20 protein-coding genes and 1 pseudogene are annotated in these 15444 nt (G+C 72.5%); 14 read left to right on the top strand and 7 right to left on the bottom strand.

Features of this window, described 5'->3' with window-relative positions; genetic code table 11:
- Nucleotides 1-3: 3 nt before the first annotated feature.
- Complete coding sequence (locus ACFYYJ_RS25570; RefSeq protein ID WP_384592411.1) at nt 4-381, bottom strand: hypothetical protein; 378 nt, start codon at nt 379-381, stop codon at nt 4-6.
- A gap of 177 nt (nt 382-558) precedes the next feature.
- On the opposite strand from ACFYYJ_RS25570, the gene ACFYYJ_RS25565 reads away from it, so the two are divergent.
- The 5 genes and pseudogenes from ACFYYJ_RS25565 (at nt 559) to ACFYYJ_RS25545 (ending at nt 3984) form a co-directional block, all read left to right on the top strand.
- Nucleotides 559-735 carry a hypothetical protein gene (locus tag ACFYYJ_RS25565; protein WP_385132227.1) on the top strand — a complete coding sequence of 59 codons (177 nt, stop codon included), beginning with the start codon at nt 559-561 and terminating at the stop codon, nt 733-735.
- A gap of 19 nt (nt 736-754) precedes the next feature.
- Nucleotides 755-1021, top strand: a pseudogene (locus ACFYYJ_RS25560) (MurR/RpiR family transcriptional regulator); the annotation flags it as partial.
- Between the two features lie 8 nt (nt 1022-1029).
- Nucleotides 1030-1980 carry an N-acetylmuramic acid 6-phosphate etherase gene (gene murQ, locus ACFYYJ_RS25555; protein ID WP_389135725.1) on the top strand — a complete coding sequence of 317 codons (951 nt, stop codon included), beginning with the start codon at nt 1030-1032 and terminating at the stop codon, nt 1978-1980.
- 65 nt (nt 1981-2045) lie between these two features.
- Nucleotides 2046-3566 carry a PTS transporter subunit EIIC gene (locus ACFYYJ_RS25550; protein ID WP_389135723.1) on the top strand — a complete coding sequence of 507 codons (1521 nt, stop codon included), beginning with the start codon at nt 2046-2048 and terminating at the stop codon, nt 3564-3566.
- A gap of 40 nt (nt 3567-3606) precedes the next feature.
- Entirely contained in the window at nt 3607-3984 is a 378-nt protein-coding gene (locus tag ACFYYJ_RS25545) for a hypothetical protein (RefSeq protein WP_385366215.1), read from the top strand.
- A 78-nt stretch (nt 3985-4062) separates the two neighbouring features.
- Here ACFYYJ_RS25545 and ACFYYJ_RS25540 read toward each other — a convergent pair whose 3' ends face one another.
- A complete protein-coding gene (locus tag ACFYYJ_RS25540; protein WP_389135720.1) occupies nt 4063-5139 on the bottom strand; it encodes an alkene reductase in 1077 nt (358 codons plus the stop codon).
- Nucleotides 5140-5424: 285 nt separating this feature from the next.
- Between ACFYYJ_RS25540 and ACFYYJ_RS25535 the strand changes: the two genes are divergently transcribed.
- From ACFYYJ_RS25535 to ACFYYJ_RS25515, 5 genes are all read left to right on the top strand, one after another.
- Nucleotides 5425-5892 carry a MarR family winged helix-turn-helix transcriptional regulator gene (locus ACFYYJ_RS25535; protein WP_389135989.1) on the top strand — a complete coding sequence of 156 codons (468 nt, stop codon included), beginning with the start codon at nt 5425-5427 and terminating at the stop codon, nt 5890-5892.
- 7 nt (nt 5893-5899) lie between these two features.
- Nucleotides 5900-6490, top strand: coding sequence for a GNAT family N-acetyltransferase (locus ACFYYJ_RS25530; RefSeq protein ID WP_389135717.1), 591 nt, complete (start codon nt 5900-5902; stop codon nt 6488-6490).
- On the top strand, nt 6487-6930 hold the full coding sequence (locus tag ACFYYJ_RS25525; RefSeq protein ID WP_389135714.1) for a hypothetical protein: 444 nt from the start codon (nt 6487-6489) through the stop codon (nt 6928-6930). The genes ACFYYJ_RS25530 and ACFYYJ_RS25525 overlap by 4 nt, the downstream gene beginning before the upstream one ends.
- A 51-nt stretch (nt 6931-6981) precedes the next feature.
- Complete coding sequence (locus tag ACFYYJ_RS25520) at nt 6982-7578, top strand: hypothetical protein (protein ID WP_389135712.1); 597 nt, start codon at nt 6982-6984, stop codon at nt 7576-7578.
- 73 nt (nt 7579-7651) lie between these two features.
- On the top strand, nt 7652-8218 hold the full coding sequence (locus tag ACFYYJ_RS25515; RefSeq protein WP_389135709.1) for a GNAT family N-acetyltransferase: 567 nt from the start codon (nt 7652-7654) through the stop codon (nt 8216-8218).
- Between the two features lie 9 nt (nt 8219-8227).
- Here the strand turns inward: ACFYYJ_RS25515 and ACFYYJ_RS25510 are convergent, their stop codons facing one another.
- Nucleotides 8228-9682, bottom strand: a complete 1455-nt coding sequence (locus ACFYYJ_RS25510) for a hypothetical protein (protein ID WP_389135706.1) — start codon at nt 9680-9682, stop codon at nt 8228-8230.
- Between the two features lie 97 nt (nt 9683-9779).
- Between ACFYYJ_RS25510 and ACFYYJ_RS25505 the strand changes: the two genes are divergently transcribed.
- A complete protein-coding gene (locus ACFYYJ_RS25505; protein WP_389135703.1) occupies nt 9780-9980 on the top strand; it encodes a hypothetical protein in 201 nt (66 codons plus the stop codon).
- Nucleotides 9981-10000: 20 nt separating this feature from the next.
- Here ACFYYJ_RS25505 and ACFYYJ_RS25500 read toward each other — a convergent pair whose 3' ends face one another.
- Both ACFYYJ_RS25500 and ACFYYJ_RS25495 read right to left on the bottom strand, forming a co-directional pair.
- Nucleotides 10001-10648 carry a hypothetical protein gene (locus tag ACFYYJ_RS25500; protein ID WP_389135699.1) on the bottom strand — a complete coding sequence of 216 codons (648 nt, stop codon included), beginning with the start codon at nt 10646-10648 and terminating at the stop codon, nt 10001-10003.
- Nucleotides 10645-10863 (bottom strand): hypothetical protein, encoded by a 219-nt coding sequence (locus ACFYYJ_RS25495; RefSeq protein WP_384754387.1) that lies wholly within the window; start codon nt 10861-10863, stop codon nt 10645-10647. The genes ACFYYJ_RS25500 and ACFYYJ_RS25495 overlap by 4 nt, the downstream gene beginning before the upstream one ends.
- Before the next feature lie 115 nt (nt 10864-10978).
- Here ACFYYJ_RS25495 and ACFYYJ_RS25490 point away from each other — a divergent pair, with 115 nt between their 5' ends.
- Both ACFYYJ_RS25490 and ACFYYJ_RS25485 read left to right on the top strand, forming a co-directional pair.
- Nucleotides 10979-11815: a Scr1 family TA system antitoxin-like transcriptional regulator gene (locus tag ACFYYJ_RS25490; protein ID WP_389135695.1), complete on the top strand. Its 837-nt coding sequence runs from the start codon at nt 10979-10981 to the stop codon at nt 11813-11815.
- The gene (locus ACFYYJ_RS25485) at nt 11799-12053 is read left to right on the top strand and encodes a DUF397 domain-containing protein (RefSeq protein ID WP_389135693.1); all 255 of its coding nucleotides are present in this window, start codon (nt 11799-11801) and stop codon (nt 12051-12053) included. The genes ACFYYJ_RS25490 and ACFYYJ_RS25485 overlap by 17 nt, the downstream gene beginning before the upstream one ends.
- A gap of 120 nt (nt 12054-12173) precedes the next feature.
- On the opposite strand, the gene ACFYYJ_RS25480 is transcribed toward ACFYYJ_RS25485, so the two are convergent.
- Nucleotides 12174-13571 (bottom strand): PQQ-binding-like beta-propeller repeat protein, encoded by a 1398-nt coding sequence (locus ACFYYJ_RS25480; RefSeq protein WP_389135690.1) that lies wholly within the window; start codon nt 13569-13571, stop codon nt 12174-12176.
- A 68-nt stretch (nt 13572-13639) separates the two neighbouring features.
- A complete protein-coding gene (locus tag ACFYYJ_RS25475) occupies nt 13640-14815 on the bottom strand; it encodes a S8 family peptidase (RefSeq protein ID WP_389135687.1) in 1176 nt (391 codons plus the stop codon).
- A 253-nt stretch (nt 14816-15068) separates the two neighbouring features.
- Here ACFYYJ_RS25475 and ACFYYJ_RS25470 point away from each other — a divergent pair, with 253 nt between their 5' ends.
- Nucleotides 15069-15440 carry a protease inhibitor I9 family protein gene (locus tag ACFYYJ_RS25470; RefSeq protein ID WP_389135685.1) on the top strand — a complete coding sequence of 124 codons (372 nt, stop codon included), beginning with the start codon at nt 15069-15071 and terminating at the stop codon, nt 15438-15440.
- Nucleotides 15441-15444: the final 4 nt, after the last annotated feature.

The raw sequence follows: 15444 nt of genomic DNA, 5'->3' as shown, positions 1-15444 counted from the left end.
GGCTCACCGGCCCGGGTGGAAGACCGGCCCGAGGGCGCCGACGGACGCCACCCTCACGCCCGCCTCCGAACACACCCAGTGCGGGTCGGGTCCCAGCTCCGGCTCGACGTCCAGCGCGTGCGGTTCACCGTGGGTGCAGACCGGGCACAGCGGCCAGCGGCCGTACTTCTCCAGCAGCGCGTCCTGCACGTCCTGGGCGACGAGTCCGGCGAGGTAGTCGACGCCCTCCGGCCACTGCTCCACCCACCACCGGCGGTGCGTGACCGAGTCCTCGACGAGGGAGACGACATCGGCATCGGCGACCTCGCCGGCGGCGAGATCGGCGAGCACGAGCGCGCGGGCGACATGCAGCGCCTGTTCCAGGGGGGTCGCGTGGTCCATGGGCCCATTGTGGCCCCGCGGCAGGCCCGTGGCGAAGGTCCTTTTTCGATGGCCTTATGGCGCCTTGCCCCGCTCCGGTCCTGAAAATAGATTTCACGCGTGCGCAAGAAGCCGAAGGAAACCCTTCTCCCACCGCCGGTGGGCAGGGCCGCGGGCGCCCCTGCCAGGGAGACCCCGTTGACAGCCCAGACCGCCGCGCCCACCGCTGGCGGAGCAGCCCCCGGCGCAGGAAACCGCCCCGCCGGACCCGTGACCGCCCCACCGGCCGCCGCCCTCGCCGCGCAGCAGGAGTCCGACTCGGCCCCCGCCGCCACCGTCGTCATAGCCGTCGACGGCAGCGGCCCGGCGAGGTGAGCGACCCCCTCCCTACCTCCTCCGCACCGCCCCCGCGCACAGCGCCACCACCATCGCCCTCACCGGCCGCCCCGGCGCACCCGTCTCCCACTACGCCGACCACGTCCTCGCCACCTCCGCCGCCCGGGAGACCGCGCTGCGCCCGGCCGCCATGTCCAGCCGCACCAGCCAGCTCCTCGTCGTCGACTGCCTGTTCGTCGCCGTCGCGCAGCGGACGTACGAGCGGGCCGCGCCCGCGCTCGCCTCCTCGTACGAGGCCCTCGCCCACCGGCACTCCGCCCGATAGGAACCCCCGTGACCGCGTACGCCGAACTCCGCGCCCAGCTCGCCACCCTCACCACCGAGGCCTTCCGCCCCGAACTCGCCGAGATCGACCGGCTGTCCACCCTCGACATCGCCCGCACCATGAACGCCGAAGACGCCACCGTCCCGGCCGCCGTCGCCGCGCGGCTGCCGCAGATCGCCGCCGCCGTCGACGCGATCGCCGTACGCATGGCACGCGGCGGCCGGCTCGTCTACGCGGGCGCCGGCACCGCCGGCCGGATGGGCGTACTGGACGCCAGCGAGTGCCCGCCCACCTTCAACACCGACCCGTCCGAGGTCGTCGGCCTGATCGCGGGCGGCCCCTCCGCGATGGTGAAGGCCGTCGAAGGCGCCGAGGACTCGGCCGAGTCGGCCGCCGCCGACCTCGCCGCGCTCGACATCGGCCCGGACGACACCGTCGTCGGCATCTCCGCCTCGGGCCGCACCCCGTACGCGATCGGCGCCGTCGAGGCCGCGCGGGCGCGCGGCGCGCTCACCGTCGGGCTCTCCTGCAACGCCGGCTCCGCGCTCGCGGCCGCCGCCGAGCACGGCATCGAGGTGGTCGTCGGCCCCGAACTGCTCACGGGTTCCACCCGCCTGAAGGCGGGCACCGCACAGAAGCTCGTACTCAACCTCATCTCGACGATCACGATGATCCGGCTGGGCAAGACCTACGGGAACCTCATGGTCGACATGCGCTCGTCGAACGAGAAGCTGCGCGCCCGCGCGCGCCGGATCGTGTCCCTGGCCACCGGCGCGCCCGACGAGGAGATCGAGGCCGCGCTGACCGCCACCGGCGGCGAGGTGAAGAACGCCGTCCTCGTCATCCTCGGCGGGGTCGACGGCGAGGAGGCCGCCGAACTCCTCGCCGCCTCCCGGGGCCACCTCCGCGCCGCCCTGTCCGCCGCCGCCACCACCCACGAACCCCACGAACCCCGCTGACCGACGCCCCGGCACCCCGGCACCCCGGCACCCCGGCCCACCCCGACAGCAAGGCGACCCCCACGATGCCTACTGAACCCACCGAGCCCACCACCCCCACCCCGCCGCCCGCCGACAAGCACCGCGCCACGGCCGCCGCGATCCTCCCCCTGGTCGGCGGCCCGGACAACGTCACCTCGATCGCGCACTGCATGACCCGCCTGCGCATCGCCCTGCGCGACCGCTCGCTCGTCGCCGACGAGGCCCTGAAGGCGCTGCCCGCCGTGATGGGCGTGGTCGAGGACGACACGTACCAGATCGTGCTCGGCCCGGGCGCCGTCGCCCGGGTGACCCCGGAGTTCGAGGCGCTGGTGGAGGAGGGCCGCTCGGCGGCGGCCTCCCCTCACCCCGTGACGGCGGAGGACCTCCAGGCCCAGGGCGCGGCCATCAAGGAGGCCCGCAAGGCCCGCAACGCGACCCCCTTCAAACTGTTCCTGCGCCGCATCGCGAACATCTTCGTCCCGCTGATCCCGGCCCTGATCGGCTGCGGTGTGATCGCGGGACTGAACGGCGTGCTCACCAACTTCGGTTGGCTCCCGGCCCTGGTCCCGGCGCTCGCCGCGATCGCGTCCGGCTTCATGTCGCTGATCGCGGTGTTCGTCGGCTACAACACGGCCAAGGAGTTCGGCGGCACGGCGATCCTGGGCGGTGCGGTCGCCGCCATCATCGTCTTCCCCGGGGTCGCGAAGATCACCGCCTTCGGGCAGGAACTCAAGCCGGGCCAGGGCGGCGTGCTCGGCGCGCTGGCGGCGGCGCTGCTCGCGGTCCAGGTCGAGAAGTGGTGCCGGCGTCGGGTGCCGGAGGCCCTGGACGTCCTGGTCACCCCCACCCTCACGGTGCTGGTCTCGGGCCTGGTCACCCTCTTCGGCCTGATGTTCCTCGCCGGCGAGGCGTCCGCCGCCATCGGCTCCTTCGCCAACTGGCTGCTCGCCGCCGGCGGCGCCTTCGCGGGCCTGGTCCTCGGCGGGCTCTTCCTCCCCCTGGTGATGCTGGGCCTGCACCAGGCCCTGATCCCCATCCACACCACGCTCATCGAGCAGTCCGGCTACACCGTCCTGCTGCCCATCCTCGCCATGGCGGGCGCGGGCCAGGTCGGTGCGGCCATCGCCGTCTACTACCGTCTCCCGCGCAACGGTTCGCTCCGCGCCACCATCAAGTCCGCGCTCCCGGCCGGTTTCCTGGGCGTCGGGGAGCCCCTGATCTACGGCGTCTCCCTCCCGCTGGGCCGCCCGTTCGTCACCGCGTGCGTCGGCGGCGCGGCGGGCGGGGCCTTCGTGGGTCTGTTCAACCAGCTCGGCATGACCTTCGGCTCCACCGCCATCGGCCCCTCGGGCTGGGCCCTCTTCCCCCTCCTGGACGGCAAGTCCGGCATGGGCGTCACCGTCGCCGTCTACGCGGGCGGCCTGGCGGTCGGCTACCTGGTGGGCTTCGTCGCCACGTTCTTCTTCGGCTTCACGAAGCGGATGCTGGCCGACCTGAACACCGCCCCGGAGCCCGCCGGCCCGACCACCGCGCCCGAACCGGCGAAGCAACCGGTGCCGGCGTAACCCCCTGCGGGCGGGGAGCGGCGTGCACGATGCTGTGCGCATGCTGCTCCCCGCCGAGGCCGTCGCCGCCACCGTCCTGCTCACCACGGTCCGCCTCACCGAGCCCTGGCCCGCCCCGGGTCTGGTCGTCGGCGGCTGGGCCGACCCCGAGGCCGGCAGGGTGCTGGAGCTGTTGGCCGCCCTGCCGGGCAGCGAACAGCACCGCTGCGGCTTCAACCCCGGCTGGACCGTGAGGGCGTACGACGAGACCGTGCTCGACCCCCTCTTCGAAGCGGCCTTCTGCTTCTCCTGCCACGAGATCCGGCTGACCGGCCCGGCCGTCCCGCCCGCCCTGGAACGCCAGTTCTTCGACCCGGACAGCCCACAGGGCCGGGACCTGCTCGCCCGCCTGCGCGCCTCGGCCGAATCGCCGTACTGAACGGCTCCCCGCGATTGACTGTTCGGGCAGCCAATCGCGAGGAGCCGACGGGCGCCGACGGGAACCGGGTCAGCCGGGTCAGCCGAGCGCCGGGTAGTCGGTGTAGCCGCGGTGGTCGCCGCCGAAGAAGGAGGCGGTGTCGGGGGTGTTGTACGGGCCTCCGGCGGCGAGACGGGCCGGGAGGTCGGGGTTGGCCAGGAACATCGCGCCGTAGGCGATCAGGTCCGCCGTCCCGTCCTCCACCAGCTCCAACTCCTCCGGTCCCGTCACGTCGGCGCCGGTGAACGGGTTGAGGACGAACGTGCCGGGCCACTCCTTGCGCAGCCGCAGGACCAGCTCGCGCTGCCCCTCCGCTTCGAGCTGGTGCAGGTAGGCCAGGCCCAGCGGCGCCAGCCGGGCCACCAGCGCCCCGTAGGTCTCGTCGAGGTCGTCGCCCTCGACGATGTCGTTGTACGTGTTCCCGGGCGAGATGCGGAAGCCGACCCGGTCGCCGCCGATCGCCTCGGCCACCGCGGTCGCCACCTCGATGGCGAAGCGGATCCGGCCCTCGACCGAGCCGCCCCAGCCGTCGGTGCGCAGGTTGGAGCCGGGGGCGAGGAACTGGTGGATCAGGTAGCCGTTCGCCCCGTGCAGCTCCACCCCGTCGAAGCCGGCGGCCATCGCGCCCCGCGCGGCATTCGCGTAGTCCTCGACGGTCCGGAGGATCTCGTCCTCGGTCAGCTCGGCGGGAGTGGTCAGGTCCAACATGCCCTGGCCGGTGAAGACCTGGCCCTTCGCCGCCACCGCCGACGGGGCGACGGGCACCAGGCCGTCCGGCAGCAGGCTGGGGTGGCCGATCCGGCCGGTGTGCATCAGCTGCGCGAAGATCACGCCGCCTTCGCGGTGCACGGCGTCGGTCACCGGACGCCAGGATTCGACCTGCTCCGCGGAGTGCAGACCAGGGGTGAAGGGGTAGCCCTGGCCGACCACCGAGGGCTGGATGCCCTCGCTGATGATCAGGCCGGCGCTCGCGCGCTGGGCGTAGTAGGTCGCCATCAGGTCCGTGGCCGTCGCACCGGCGGCCGCGTCGGCGCGGCTGCGGGTCATGGGGGCCATGGCGATGCGGTTGGCCAGGCGCTTCCCGGCGAGCTCGTACGAGTCGAATGCGGTCGACATGATCGGGTCCTCGTCTCCACAGGATGCTGCCGCCCGAGGGCGGAGCGGAATTAACTGTCCGAACAAGTAAATCCGCTACCCCATTCCCGCAACCCCGTGACCCGCATCACACCCACCTCACCCCCTCCGGGAAGGACGGGCCGTACACAGCCCCCGTGCGCACGTCCGAGCCGCGATAGGCTGATCTCTGTTCGAGCAGTTGCGCGCCACACCCGAGGACCCATGAGCGAGCCGAAGGGCACGACCGCCGGCAGGCCGGCCCCCGAGGCGACGGCCGGCCCCTGCATGCCGCCCTCCGTCCAGGCCGGCCCCATGTCCTACGCGATCTTCCGTGTCGCCCGCCTGCACCGCATGCTCGCCCAGCAGCTCCTGCGCCGCGTCGGCCTGCACACCGGCCAGGAGCTGGTCATGATGCAGCTCTGGGACCGCGGCCCGCAGCGCCAGACCGACCTCGTGCGCCTGCTCGGCTCCGACGCCGCCACCATGACCCGCACCATCAGGCGCCTCGAACACGCCGGCTTCGTCCGTCGCCGCCCCAGCGAGACCGACAAGCGCGCCACGATCATCGAACCCACGGCCGCCAGCCTCGCCCTGCGCGCCGAGGTCGAAGGCATCTGGGCCGAGCTGGAGAGCAGCGTCACCGACCACCTCACCCCCGACGAGCGGACCGAGGCCCTCGCCGTCCTGACCCGCATCGCGGACGGCCTCACCCGCGCCACGACCCAGGACACCTGCGGCGAATCTCCCGCATGATGCGGGGATGATCAACGACATACCCCCGGTCGTCCCGGCCGGCCGCATGGCCGCGCTCCCCCAGCCCGAGTTCCCCCTCCCCGGCGGGATGCTGCTGCGCCCGTGGCGCGCGTCCGACGCCCCCGCCCTGGTCGCCTCGTACGAGGACCCGGACATCCGGCACTGGAACCGCCCGGCCCGCCGCACCCCGGCCGAGGCCGAAGCCCACATCGCCCGCTACCACGCCCTCTGGCAGACGGAGGAGGCCGCGATCTGGGCGATCGCCCCGCCCACCGGCCCGGCCCTCGGCCTGGTCGGCCTCGCCGACCTCGATCTGCGCGACGGCAGCGGCGAAATCCTCTACTGGCTGCTCCCCGCCGGCCGCGGCACCGGCGTCACCGTCGCGGCCACGGCCCGCATCACCCGCTGGGCCTTCGAGGACCTCGGCCTGCACCGCCTGCGCATCACCCACTCCGTGCACAACCCCGCCTCGTGCGCCGTCGCGACCAAGGCCGGCTTCCCCCTGGAGGGCACCATGCGCGGAGCACTCCTCCACGCCGACGGTTGGCACGACGAACACCTCCACGCCCGCCTCCGCACGGACGAAGCCCCCGCATGAAGCTCCCCCCGCACGCGGTGGCCGCCACCACCCGGCTGGAGGTCGTACGCATCACGGCAGGCCCGGAGCACCGGGGCGACGCCATGACCGGCGACGTCGTGGCCCACTGGCACGGCTCCGAGGCCGCCGCCGCCCTGACCGTGATCCGGAAGCTGCCCACGAGCACACCCAACCTCTGCGCGTTCGCCCCCGGTTGGGGCATCCGTGCCTACGCGCACCCGGACGCCGCACCCCCGCTCTTCGAAGCGGCGTTCTGCTACGGCTGCGACGAGGTCTGGTTCTGGGGCCCGACCGTCCCCGAGCCCATGGGCCGCCAACTCTTCGACTCGTCCTCGCCGAACGCCCAGTACCTCCGCATGCGCTTCCGCTCCGCCGCCCGGGAACTGCCGCCCGCGGGCCATCCGGGCGGGACGCCGGAGTCGTACGGCATGGCGCCCTGAGGCGGGGCTGCGCGCGGCGGATGCTGGGGTTCCCCGTCCAGGGAGAGGCCCGTGAGTGACCCCCGCACCCGAGTGACCCCGAGCCGGGCGAGCGCCGCCGCCGACACGGGCGGTGACCTCCCCGCCCCCGGAGTCGTCGGCATCGGGCTCGCCGCCGTGCTGACCTTCGCGCTCGCCCAGGGGTCGTGGCAGTGGTTCGCCACGTTCATCGGCGTCACGCTCCTCGCGGTGCTGGCCGCCTTCCAGCGGCGGGCGCAGTGGAGCCCGGACATCCGCTCCGCCTACACCCGCGGCCTGGTCGCGTACGCGCTGGTCGTCGGCCTGTGCGTGGCCGTCGCCCTCGCCCCGCTGATGCAACGCCGCGCCTGGCTGTTCCCCATGCCCGGCACCCGCAGCCGGTGCGCCCTGCTGGGCCGCTACCAGGCCCTCCAGACGGAAGCCGCCCTCGGCAACCTCGCCGGCAGCGACCCCGCCGCCCTGGCCTACGCCCAGCAGACCCAGGCCCGCCAGGCCGTCGCCGAGTGCCTGGCCGCCACGACCACCCTGTGGCTGCCCCTGTACGGAATCGGCGCCGCGGCCCTGCTGGGAATCCTCGCCTGGTTCCACGACCGCGCCCGCGCCCGCGCCCACGGCGCCGGGCAGGTGTGAGGACGGGGGCCACGCCCCCGCACCGGCGGATACTCGCGGGACTCCGACCCCGGCGCTGTGACAGCTTGAGGGCATGACGCAGCAACAAGCCTTCGAAATAAGCCAGATGGACGGTCCGACGGCGGTCCACGCCGAGGCAGCCTTCCGACTGGTCTACGCCGACGCCTTCGCCGAGCCTCCCTACGACGAGACCGAGGAGGACGTCGCCGCCGCCTTCCGCCGCTTCCCGGTGCAGGCCGCCAAGCCCGGCTTCCTCGCCGCCCTGGCCCGCACGGAGACCGGCGAGCCGGTCGGCATGGCGTACGGCTTCGCGCTCGCCCACGACGCGGTGTGGTGGGACGAACTGACCACGCCCGTCCCCGCCGACGTGCGGCGCGAGGACGGGCGCCGCACCTTCGCCCTCATGGAACTGGCCGTACGCGGACCATGGCGCGGCCTCGGCATCGCCCGAAGCCTGCACACGGCCCTGCTCGAAGCCCTCCCCGCCGAGCGCGAGCGCGTCCTGCTGAACGTCCACCCCACGAGCGGAGCCGCGCCGGCCGCCTACCGGGCCTGGGGCTACCGCAAGGTCGCCGAGGCACGACCCCTGGGCCCGGGCACGGACCTCCGCGACGTGATGCTGCTCGACCTGCGCCGCTGACGGCGGGGCTCACTTGGGCGGCTCGGCCTGCTTCTGGACGGCTCGGGCCTTCTCCAGGAGCTCCTGGTAGGGGATCTCGGCCGTGGAGCCACGCACCACCGATAGGCCGTACCGCTCTATGAGCTTTTTGTTCGCCACGGGAGTCCTGGGATCCAAATCTATCCGCTTACGGGGTGGCGATACGTCCACGACGACGCGCGGCCATTGGCCTCTCTCCACCCTGAACAAGGTTATGCGCTGCGGACCGCGGGCCACGTTCAGTATTTCGCTGCTGTTCGAGACCTCGGACCGGTACATGTATTTCGCGCCGCGCGGAACCTTCTCCTTGCCGGCCAGCGCCTTGAGATCATCTCCCCCGATTCCGGAACTCGCGTATTCAGGAGGCACTCTCATCCTGTCCTTCCTGACCACGTACACCTCGGTCTGGGCCCTGACCGCTTCATACGTGCGGCTCTCAGGACCATCCACCTCAACGACCGCGTCCTGCGCGATTTCCTCTCCCGGATTCAGCACTCGACCCACCGGTGCGACGAAGTCGCCGTCGTAGAGCAGTTCGTCCTTCGATTCCTCTGGCGGCTTGGGAGCCTTTGCCCCCTTGGGAGCCGAACCCACCGGCTTGTCGGAGAGATTGCTCGCGGCCACGCCATGGACCCAGTACTTGCTGTCGAGGACGTAGACGGGAACCTCACCCTCGTTCTTGACATACAGATGAACCGTCACGAACAGCGGCCCCCCCTGCCTTTCCAGATTCGAGTCCTTGAACTCCGCCCCGCTCTCCACCAGCGGAGTCTTCACATAGGGGACGTAGATCTGCGAATACGCCAGGTTGGCACCGGCGAGGAGAGTTGAGATGATCGCCCCGATCGCGATCTTCCTGGGATTGTGAAGGCCCTTCCACGCCCGGGATTTGACGAGTTCGGCCAGAGCCAGCGAAGACCAGAGGGTCAGGGCCATACCGAACACGGTGTAGCCGGTGAAGCGCTCGCCGATCAGCAGCAGCAGGAGGGCGATGCCACTGAACAGGGCGATCAAGACTCCGGCCAGGACGACCACCCCCGAGTAACGCCATCGGCGCTTACCCCAGTAGTCGATACAGGCCAAGGCTGCGCAGAATTCCACCACTGATGCGACAAGGATGGTGAATCCCGCGATGCGTCCGCCGTAGGTCAGGGCATCCCCGCTGTCCGCCATTCCGATCCGGAAGAGCGGACATACGGTCGCGAGCAGGCCGACGAACACGAAGAAGCCGATCGTTCGCCGTCGCCACCCCCCTTTGTCCGGCCAGACAGTGCTGTCGCCGCCGAACCAGTGGATTTCGTGCTCTGGGTCCACACCGGCACGATCCAGGAATCTTTTGAGTTCCCAGGGAGACCAGGCCTTTCCCACGGTCTTGCCGTCGATCGTGACCTTCCGCAAGCCGAGGTCGTCAGGCGCCCCCACGGAAACCTCCCGCGTGTTCGCCATAACACCAGCCTGCCCCTTTAACGCTGGAAGCGCCTCTGGAGCGCCCGGGTGCGCCAACGGCGGCGCGGGGCGACGCTGGTACCGAGAGGAGCCCCCCATGCGCAGACGAATTCTCGGCTTCACCGCTGCCCTCGTACTGGCCGTTCTCGGTGCCGCGGCGCCCGCCGCACAAGCTGCCGCCCCGACCGTCACCGGACAGGAGTGTGAGAGCCAAGGCGGAACCGTGGAGTACGACTCGGCCACCGCCCTGGATACCTGCGTCGGCGGCAAGCAGGACGGCAAACCCATCACCAGCTGACCTCCCCGGCCAACCGGGGGTCAGCCGGCGGCGGTGCGCAGCAAGCGCACCAGGTCATCCGCGCCGTAGCCGAGCACCGGCCCCCGCTCGGCCGCCATCAGCAGCAACTGGCCGACGATTTCGGCACCCCAGCCGTCGGCACCGTCCGCCGACCACTCCCACAGCTTCTCGATGCCCAGGTCGTTCATGAGCAGCCCGTGCTCCTCGCGGATCTCCCGCACGGTCTCGGCGACCGCGTCCAGCAGCCGTGCCCCCGGCCGCTCGCAGCGCAGTCCGAAGTACCCGCCGACCTCCTCCACCGAACACCCCTGCGGCGGACGCGCCTTGAGCCCCTCGTAACGAACGTCCTCGAACTCCGGGCACTCCCCCACCGGACAGTGCAGCAGCGTGAACCGCTGCCACCCCGGCGGCGGGGGCGGCTGCGGCCGCCACGCCGTCAGCCCGAAGGCCTCCTGTACGAGCGCGGTCGCCTCGTCCGCCGTCTCCGCCGAGCGCTCCTCCCTCCGCGTGCCGTCGTCCCCGACGGCCGTCCACAGCCCGCCGCCGTCGCACCGCACCCGTACGGAGAGCCCCGCGCCCCCGCGCCTCCACGCGCCGCCGCCCAGGGCGGCCTCCAGCGCGTGCAGCTTCCAGCCGAGCTGGAACCCCCACTCCACCGCCTCGCTCACGGGTGCGCCCGCTCGTGGAGTACGGCGGCGAGCCGGAGCGCGGTGTCCAGGTTGCAGCGGCCGAGGTCGACCAACGGCAGGCCGTAGGTACCGGCGGCGGAGACCCGCTCCACGTCGAGCGAGGGGAACACCACCCCCACCCCTGCCAGGGACTCCTTCAGCTGCTGGACGGCCTCCTCGGCCGCCCGCACGCGCTCCTGTGGGGAGAGCACCATGACATGTCACCTTTCCACTCTGCGTATCCGACTTCGACACACAGCGTGGCGGCCCGCTCGCTAGCCTTTCAACGCGGACACCGCAACAACCGCATGCGTTGACCAGGGAGTTGCCATGCCAGGAAAGAACCTCGACCCCTCCTCCTCACCCCGCGCCCTCCTCGGCGCCGAACTCCGCGTGGCGCGCGAGCGCGCGGGCATGAGCCAGACCGAACTCGGCGAACCGCTCTTCGTGAGCGGCTCGTTCATAGGCCAACTGGAGGCGGGCACCCGCCGCATGCACATCGACTTCGCGCGGCAGATCGACGACATCCTCGGGACGAACGGCTTCTTCACGCGGAACTGCGGGGCGGCGGCCAAGTCCAAGTACCCGGATCACTTCGCGGCTGCCGCTGAGGCGGAGGCGCTGGCGAGGGAGATCCGCGAGTACGCGCCCCAGCTGATGCCCGGCCTGCTCCAGACGGAGGCCTACGCGCGGGAGGTCTTCCGGGCCGGACACCCGACCGCCCCGGAGGAGGTGATCGACGAACTGGTCACGAACCGACTGGCCCGAGCCGCCCTGCTCCGCGACCCAACAACGCCACTGTTTTGGTGCGTACTCGACGAGTCGGTTCTGCGCAGGTCCGGGGAAGATCCGGCGGTACTGGCGGAGGCGCTGCGCCACATCGCGAGGCTGATCCGATCGCACCGGATCATCGCGCAGGTGCTGCCGTTCAGCGCGGGCTTCCACGCGGCCATGGGCGGGTTCGTCCAGCTGCTCTCCTTTGAGGACGCGCCCCCTCTCGCCTACGTCCAAGGCATGGGCACGGGCCAGCTGTTCGACGATCCGGCCACCGTCACCCAGCACTCCCTGGCCTACGATCTCCTCACGGCCAACGCGCTGTCACCGCGCAAGTCCCTGGCCCTGATCGAATCGGTGGCGGAGGATTACGAACATGATCAGCACGCCTGAGTACGACCTGTCGGCGGCCACTTGGCACAAGTCCAGCTACAGCGATGCCAGCGGCGGTAGCTGCGTGGAGATGGCCACATGGCGCAAGTCCACCCACAGCGACGGCACCGGCGGCGACTGCCTCGAAGTCGCCGCCGGCCACCCCGACCTCGTCCCCGTCCGGGACTCCAAGCGGCCCGATGACGCCCACCTCGTGTTCGGCGCGACGGCTTGGAACTCCTTCCTCGCCACTCTCTGAGCACCCTCACCCATCCGGGCCAACCACGCGTCGCCACGGGCATGACGATTCGGTCGATCCGGAGGTGGGCTCACGGGGCCCCATGGTGTCGAGGAGGCGACGCGGAGTTCACAACGCAACTCACCAACCGAAGGTCGGGGCCACGTCGAAGATCGGGGGGAGGCTGCCGTCGTCGTCGAGGTTGACGAACGTCCTCCCGTGGAGGGCGAACGACTCGCCCAGCCGCAGGCCCCGCAGGACCGTCGACTCGCCGTCCGGCTTGCCGGTTCGCGGGTCGAGGTGCCAGAGGTGGTGGTACGCGCCCTCCGTGACCACGGCGATCCGCCCGGCCCGGCCGGCGGCCAGGGCCCGGACCCGCCAGTCGTCCTCGAAGGCCCGCGTCCACAGGTGGCGGCCGTCCTTCAGGGAGAACGCCGCCAGCAGCTCCCGCTTCTCCCGTTCCGGGACCGACGCGTACAGCACGTCGCCGACCACCAGCCACTCCGTCTCGCCCGTGGTCGGGACGTACGGCTCCTGCGACTGCGCGCGCACCCGGCCCGCCTCGTCGAACACCAGCAGGCGCCCGGCACCGACGGCGGCGGCCGGGGACGCCGACGCGATGCGCGGGGACTCGTACCCGACCGGCATCGGGTACCGCCAGGCGACGGCGCCGGTGCGGGCGCCGAGCGCGAACAGCTCGACTCCCGCGTCGGTCCGGGCCATGAGCAGGACGCGGTCCGCAGCCGCGGCGACCTCCATGGCGACGGCGCCCGCGGGAAGCGGGGAGCGCCACAGCTCGCCGCCTGTGACCAGGTCGTGGGCGAGTACGGCATCCGCCGTCGCGGTCACGGCCAGCGAGCCGCCCGCGGACGGCTTGCCGACGAGCTTCGGGACGTCCTTGGTCCAGAGCTGTTTGCCGGACGTGGCGTCCACCGCGACGAGGCGGTTGCCGCAGGTGCTCTTCGCGGTGGTCACGGTGAGCAGGCCGATGCCGGAGGGGGTGTCGCCGCTCATCGCGCACACCGCGCCGCCGGCCGGGGCGGGGATGCTCCAGCCGTGGCGGCCCTCCCCGTTGTAGCCGGTCACCACGTCTGCGCGGGCCCGGACCACGACCCCCGTGTCCGGGTGCCCCGCCCAGGAGCCGAGCGGCTTGTCCGCGCCCGGGCCGTCCGGGACCTGGTACGAGAAGAGGTCCATGTGCGGACCGCGCAGCCACGAGAAGCCGAGCCAGCCGGGCCCCAGGGCGACGAGGCCGACGGCGAGGGCCATGGTCCAGCCGATGCCGGAGCGGTACGCGCGGCGCTTCACCACGGACCACCACAATCCGCCCGCAGCCGCCCCGGCGAGCAGGGTCCACCACAGCAGCGAATCCAGCCCGCGCGGGCAGCCGCCGTAGTCGCACACGCCGTCGGACATGTCCACGACGTTCAACTTCGAGCACAGGACGGCGTACAGCACCGCGACCGCGCTGAACGCGCAGGCCGCGGCCAGCCGTACGTGGTTCCGGAGCCGCTCCACGAGCGGCGGTGGCGTGTCCATGATCCCCCTCGGCCCGCAGCCTAACCCCGATCGGGCTGCGGGCCGGGTTCATCAGGACCCTCCGACCATCAGAGACCACCAGTGAACAGCAGCCTGTTCGGGCTGCCCTCGCCGACGCCGGTCAGGACGTCCTTCGTGGACGCCTCCACCAGCCAGGCCGCGACCTCCGCCGGGGTCGCGCTCGGGTGTGCCTGCTTGTAGAGGGCGGCCACGCCCGTGACGTGCGGCGCGGCCATCGACGTGCCGTTGAGGGCCACGCTCCCGCCGCCGAGCTTCGCGGAGACGATGGCCTGGCCGGGGGCGTAGAGGGAGACGCACGGGCCGTGGTCGGAGAAGCCGGTCTGCTCGTCGGACTGGTCGGAGGCGGCGACCGCGACCACGCCCCCGGCGGACGCGGGCGAGAACGTGCACGCGTCCACCGAGGAGTTGCCCGCCGCGAAGACCGGCAGCACGCCCGCCTCGGCCAGGGCGGTCGCGGCGTTGTTCACCGTGGCCGAGCGGTCCCCGCCCAAGGAGCCGTTCAGCACCGCCGGCTGGTGGGCGTTCTTGGCGACCCAGTCCATGCCCGCGAGGACCCCCGACCACGAGCCCGAACCGTCGCAGCCGAGCACGCGGACGCTGACCAGGTTCACCTTGCGCGCCACCCCGAACGTCGCGCCGCCGACCGTGCCCGCCACGTGCGTGCCGTGGCCGGAGCAGTCCTGGCCCTGACGGCCGTCGCCGATCGCGTCGAAGCCGAACACGGCCCGGCCGCCGAACTCCTCGTGCGCGTAGTCGATGCCGCTGTCGAAGATGTACGCGGTCACGCCCGCGCCGTCGCCCACGGTGGTGAAGTCGTGGTCCAGCGGCAGGTTCCGCTGGTCGATCCGGTCCTGCCCCCAGGAGTTCGACGGCGCCCGAGCCTCCCCCGCCTCGACCGGCATCGGCACCTTCACCGAGGCGTCCTCCTCGACCGACTTCACCCCGGAGCTGCCCCGTACGACGGCCAGCTCGTCCGCCGTCAGCGGCACCGCGAAGCCGGTCATCGCCGACGTGTAGACGAACGACGGCTTCAGCCCCAGCTCCCGCGCGACCTTCGCCGCGTCGCGCCCCTCCTCCAGGGTCACGATGTACCGGCCCGGCACCGGGTCCGCCGCCGTCAGCAGCGGCGCCGGGGGCTCGGGGGCGACGGCGGAGGCCGGGCCCGCCGCGATCGGCGGCACGGCGAGGAGGGCGGCGGTGGCCAGGCGGGCGAACAGGCGCATGGACGGAACTCCCTGACGGGGTGGACGGGGCGAACGAGGTGGGCACGGGCGACGGGCCGGGACCGCTGCGACGGGTGCCGCGTCGGGCGCCACCCTCCCCTCCCATCGGCGGCCGCGTCGGCGCGGCTTGAACCGCCGCCCCCCCCCACCTGGCCGATCGCCCGCCGGGCCCTCACCCGTACGGACCGCGCGCACTCCCACCACGCCCGCGGGGCGCGTTGACCGGCCCCGCCGCAGGTGGTGGCCTCGCCGCATGAGCAACCCCCCGAGCCCGCGCCGCCGAGCACTGCCGACCGCGCTCCTCCTCGTACTGGTCGCCGCGGTCAGCGCCCTGCCCGCCGACGCCGCCGACGCCGACCCCGCACCCGCACCCGTGCCCACGTCCCGGGCAACAGCCCCGGCCGACCACCCCACGTACATCGTCACCGTGCGGCGCGGCCTCGACCCGGATGCCGTCGCGCGCGCCTACGGGATCACTCCCGTCCACGTCTTCCGCACCGCGATGAACGGCTTCGCCGCCCCCCTCTCCCCCGGACAGGTCAAGGCGCTTCGGGCGACGGACGCGCTCGTGGAGTCGGTCGAGCAGGACGGTTTCGCCTCCTCGGGCGGACCCGCCACCGCCTGACCCG

Source organism: Streptomyces sp. NPDC002467 (genome assembly GCF_042889825.1).
Classification (GTDB): domain Bacteria; phylum Actinomycetota; class Actinomycetes; order Streptomycetales; family Streptomycetaceae; genus Streptomyces.
This window is presented reverse-complemented; position numbering and strand designations above follow the sequence as displayed.

Excerpts from the sequence above, each read along its gene's own strand:
- ACFYYJ_RS25495 (WP_384754387.1), bottom strand. The coding sequence starts at position 10,863 with ATGGTGCTCTCCCCACAGGAGCGCGTGCGGGCGGCCGAGGAGGCCGTC.
- ACFYYJ_RS25490 (WP_389135695.1), top strand. The coding sequence starts at position 10,979 with ATGCCAGGAAAGAACCTCGACCCCTCCTCCTCACCCCGCGCCCTCCTC.
- ACFYYJ_RS25485 (WP_389135693.1), top strand. The coding sequence starts at position 11,799 with ATGATCAGCACGCCTGAGTACGACCTGTCGGCGGCCACTTGGCACAAG.
- ACFYYJ_RS25515 (WP_389135709.1), top strand. The coding sequence starts at position 7,652 with ATGACGCAGCAACAAGCCTTCGAAATAAGCCAGATGGACGGTCCGACG.
- ACFYYJ_RS25475 (WP_389135687.1), bottom strand. The coding sequence starts at position 14,815 with ATGCGCCTGTTCGCCCGCCTGGCCACCGCCGCCCTCCTCGCCGTGCCG.
- ACFYYJ_RS25550 (WP_389135723.1), top strand. The coding sequence starts at position 2,046 with ATGCCTACTGAACCCACCGAGCCCACCACCCCCACCCCGCCGCCCGCC.
- ACFYYJ_RS25570 (WP_384592411.1), bottom strand. The coding sequence starts at position 381 with ATGGACCACGCGACCCCCCTGGAACAGGCGCTGCATGTCGCCCGCGCG.
- ACFYYJ_RS25530 (WP_389135717.1), top strand. The coding sequence starts at position 5,900 with ATGATCAACGACATACCCCCGGTCGTCCCGGCCGGCCGCATGGCCGCG.
- ACFYYJ_RS25545 (WP_385366215.1), top strand. The coding sequence starts at position 3,607 with ATGCTGCTCCCCGCCGAGGCCGTCGCCGCCACCGTCCTGCTCACCACG.
- ACFYYJ_RS25480 (WP_389135690.1), bottom strand. The coding sequence starts at position 13,571 with ATGGACACGCCACCGCCGCTCGTGGAGCGGCTCCGGAACCACGTACGG.
- ACFYYJ_RS25470 (WP_389135685.1), top strand. The coding sequence starts at position 15,069 with ATGAGCAACCCCCCGAGCCCGCGCCGCCGAGCACTGCCGACCGCGCTC.
- ACFYYJ_RS25535 (WP_389135989.1), top strand. The coding sequence starts at position 5,425 with ATGCCGCCCTCCGTCCAGGCCGGCCCCATGTCCTACGCGATCTTCCGT.
- ACFYYJ_RS25525 (WP_389135714.1), top strand. The coding sequence starts at position 6,487 with ATGAAGCTCCCCCCGCACGCGGTGGCCGCCACCACCCGGCTGGAGGTC.
- ACFYYJ_RS25505 (WP_389135703.1), top strand. The coding sequence starts at position 9,780 with ATGCGCAGACGAATTCTCGGCTTCACCGCTGCCCTCGTACTGGCCGTT.
- ACFYYJ_RS25540 (WP_389135720.1), bottom strand. The coding sequence starts at position 5,139 with ATGTCGACCGCATTCGACTCGTACGAGCTCGCCGGGAAGCGCCTGGCC.
- ACFYYJ_RS25510 (WP_389135706.1), bottom strand. The coding sequence starts at position 9,682 with ATGGCGAACACGCGGGAGGTTTCCGTGGGGGCGCCTGACGACCTCGGC.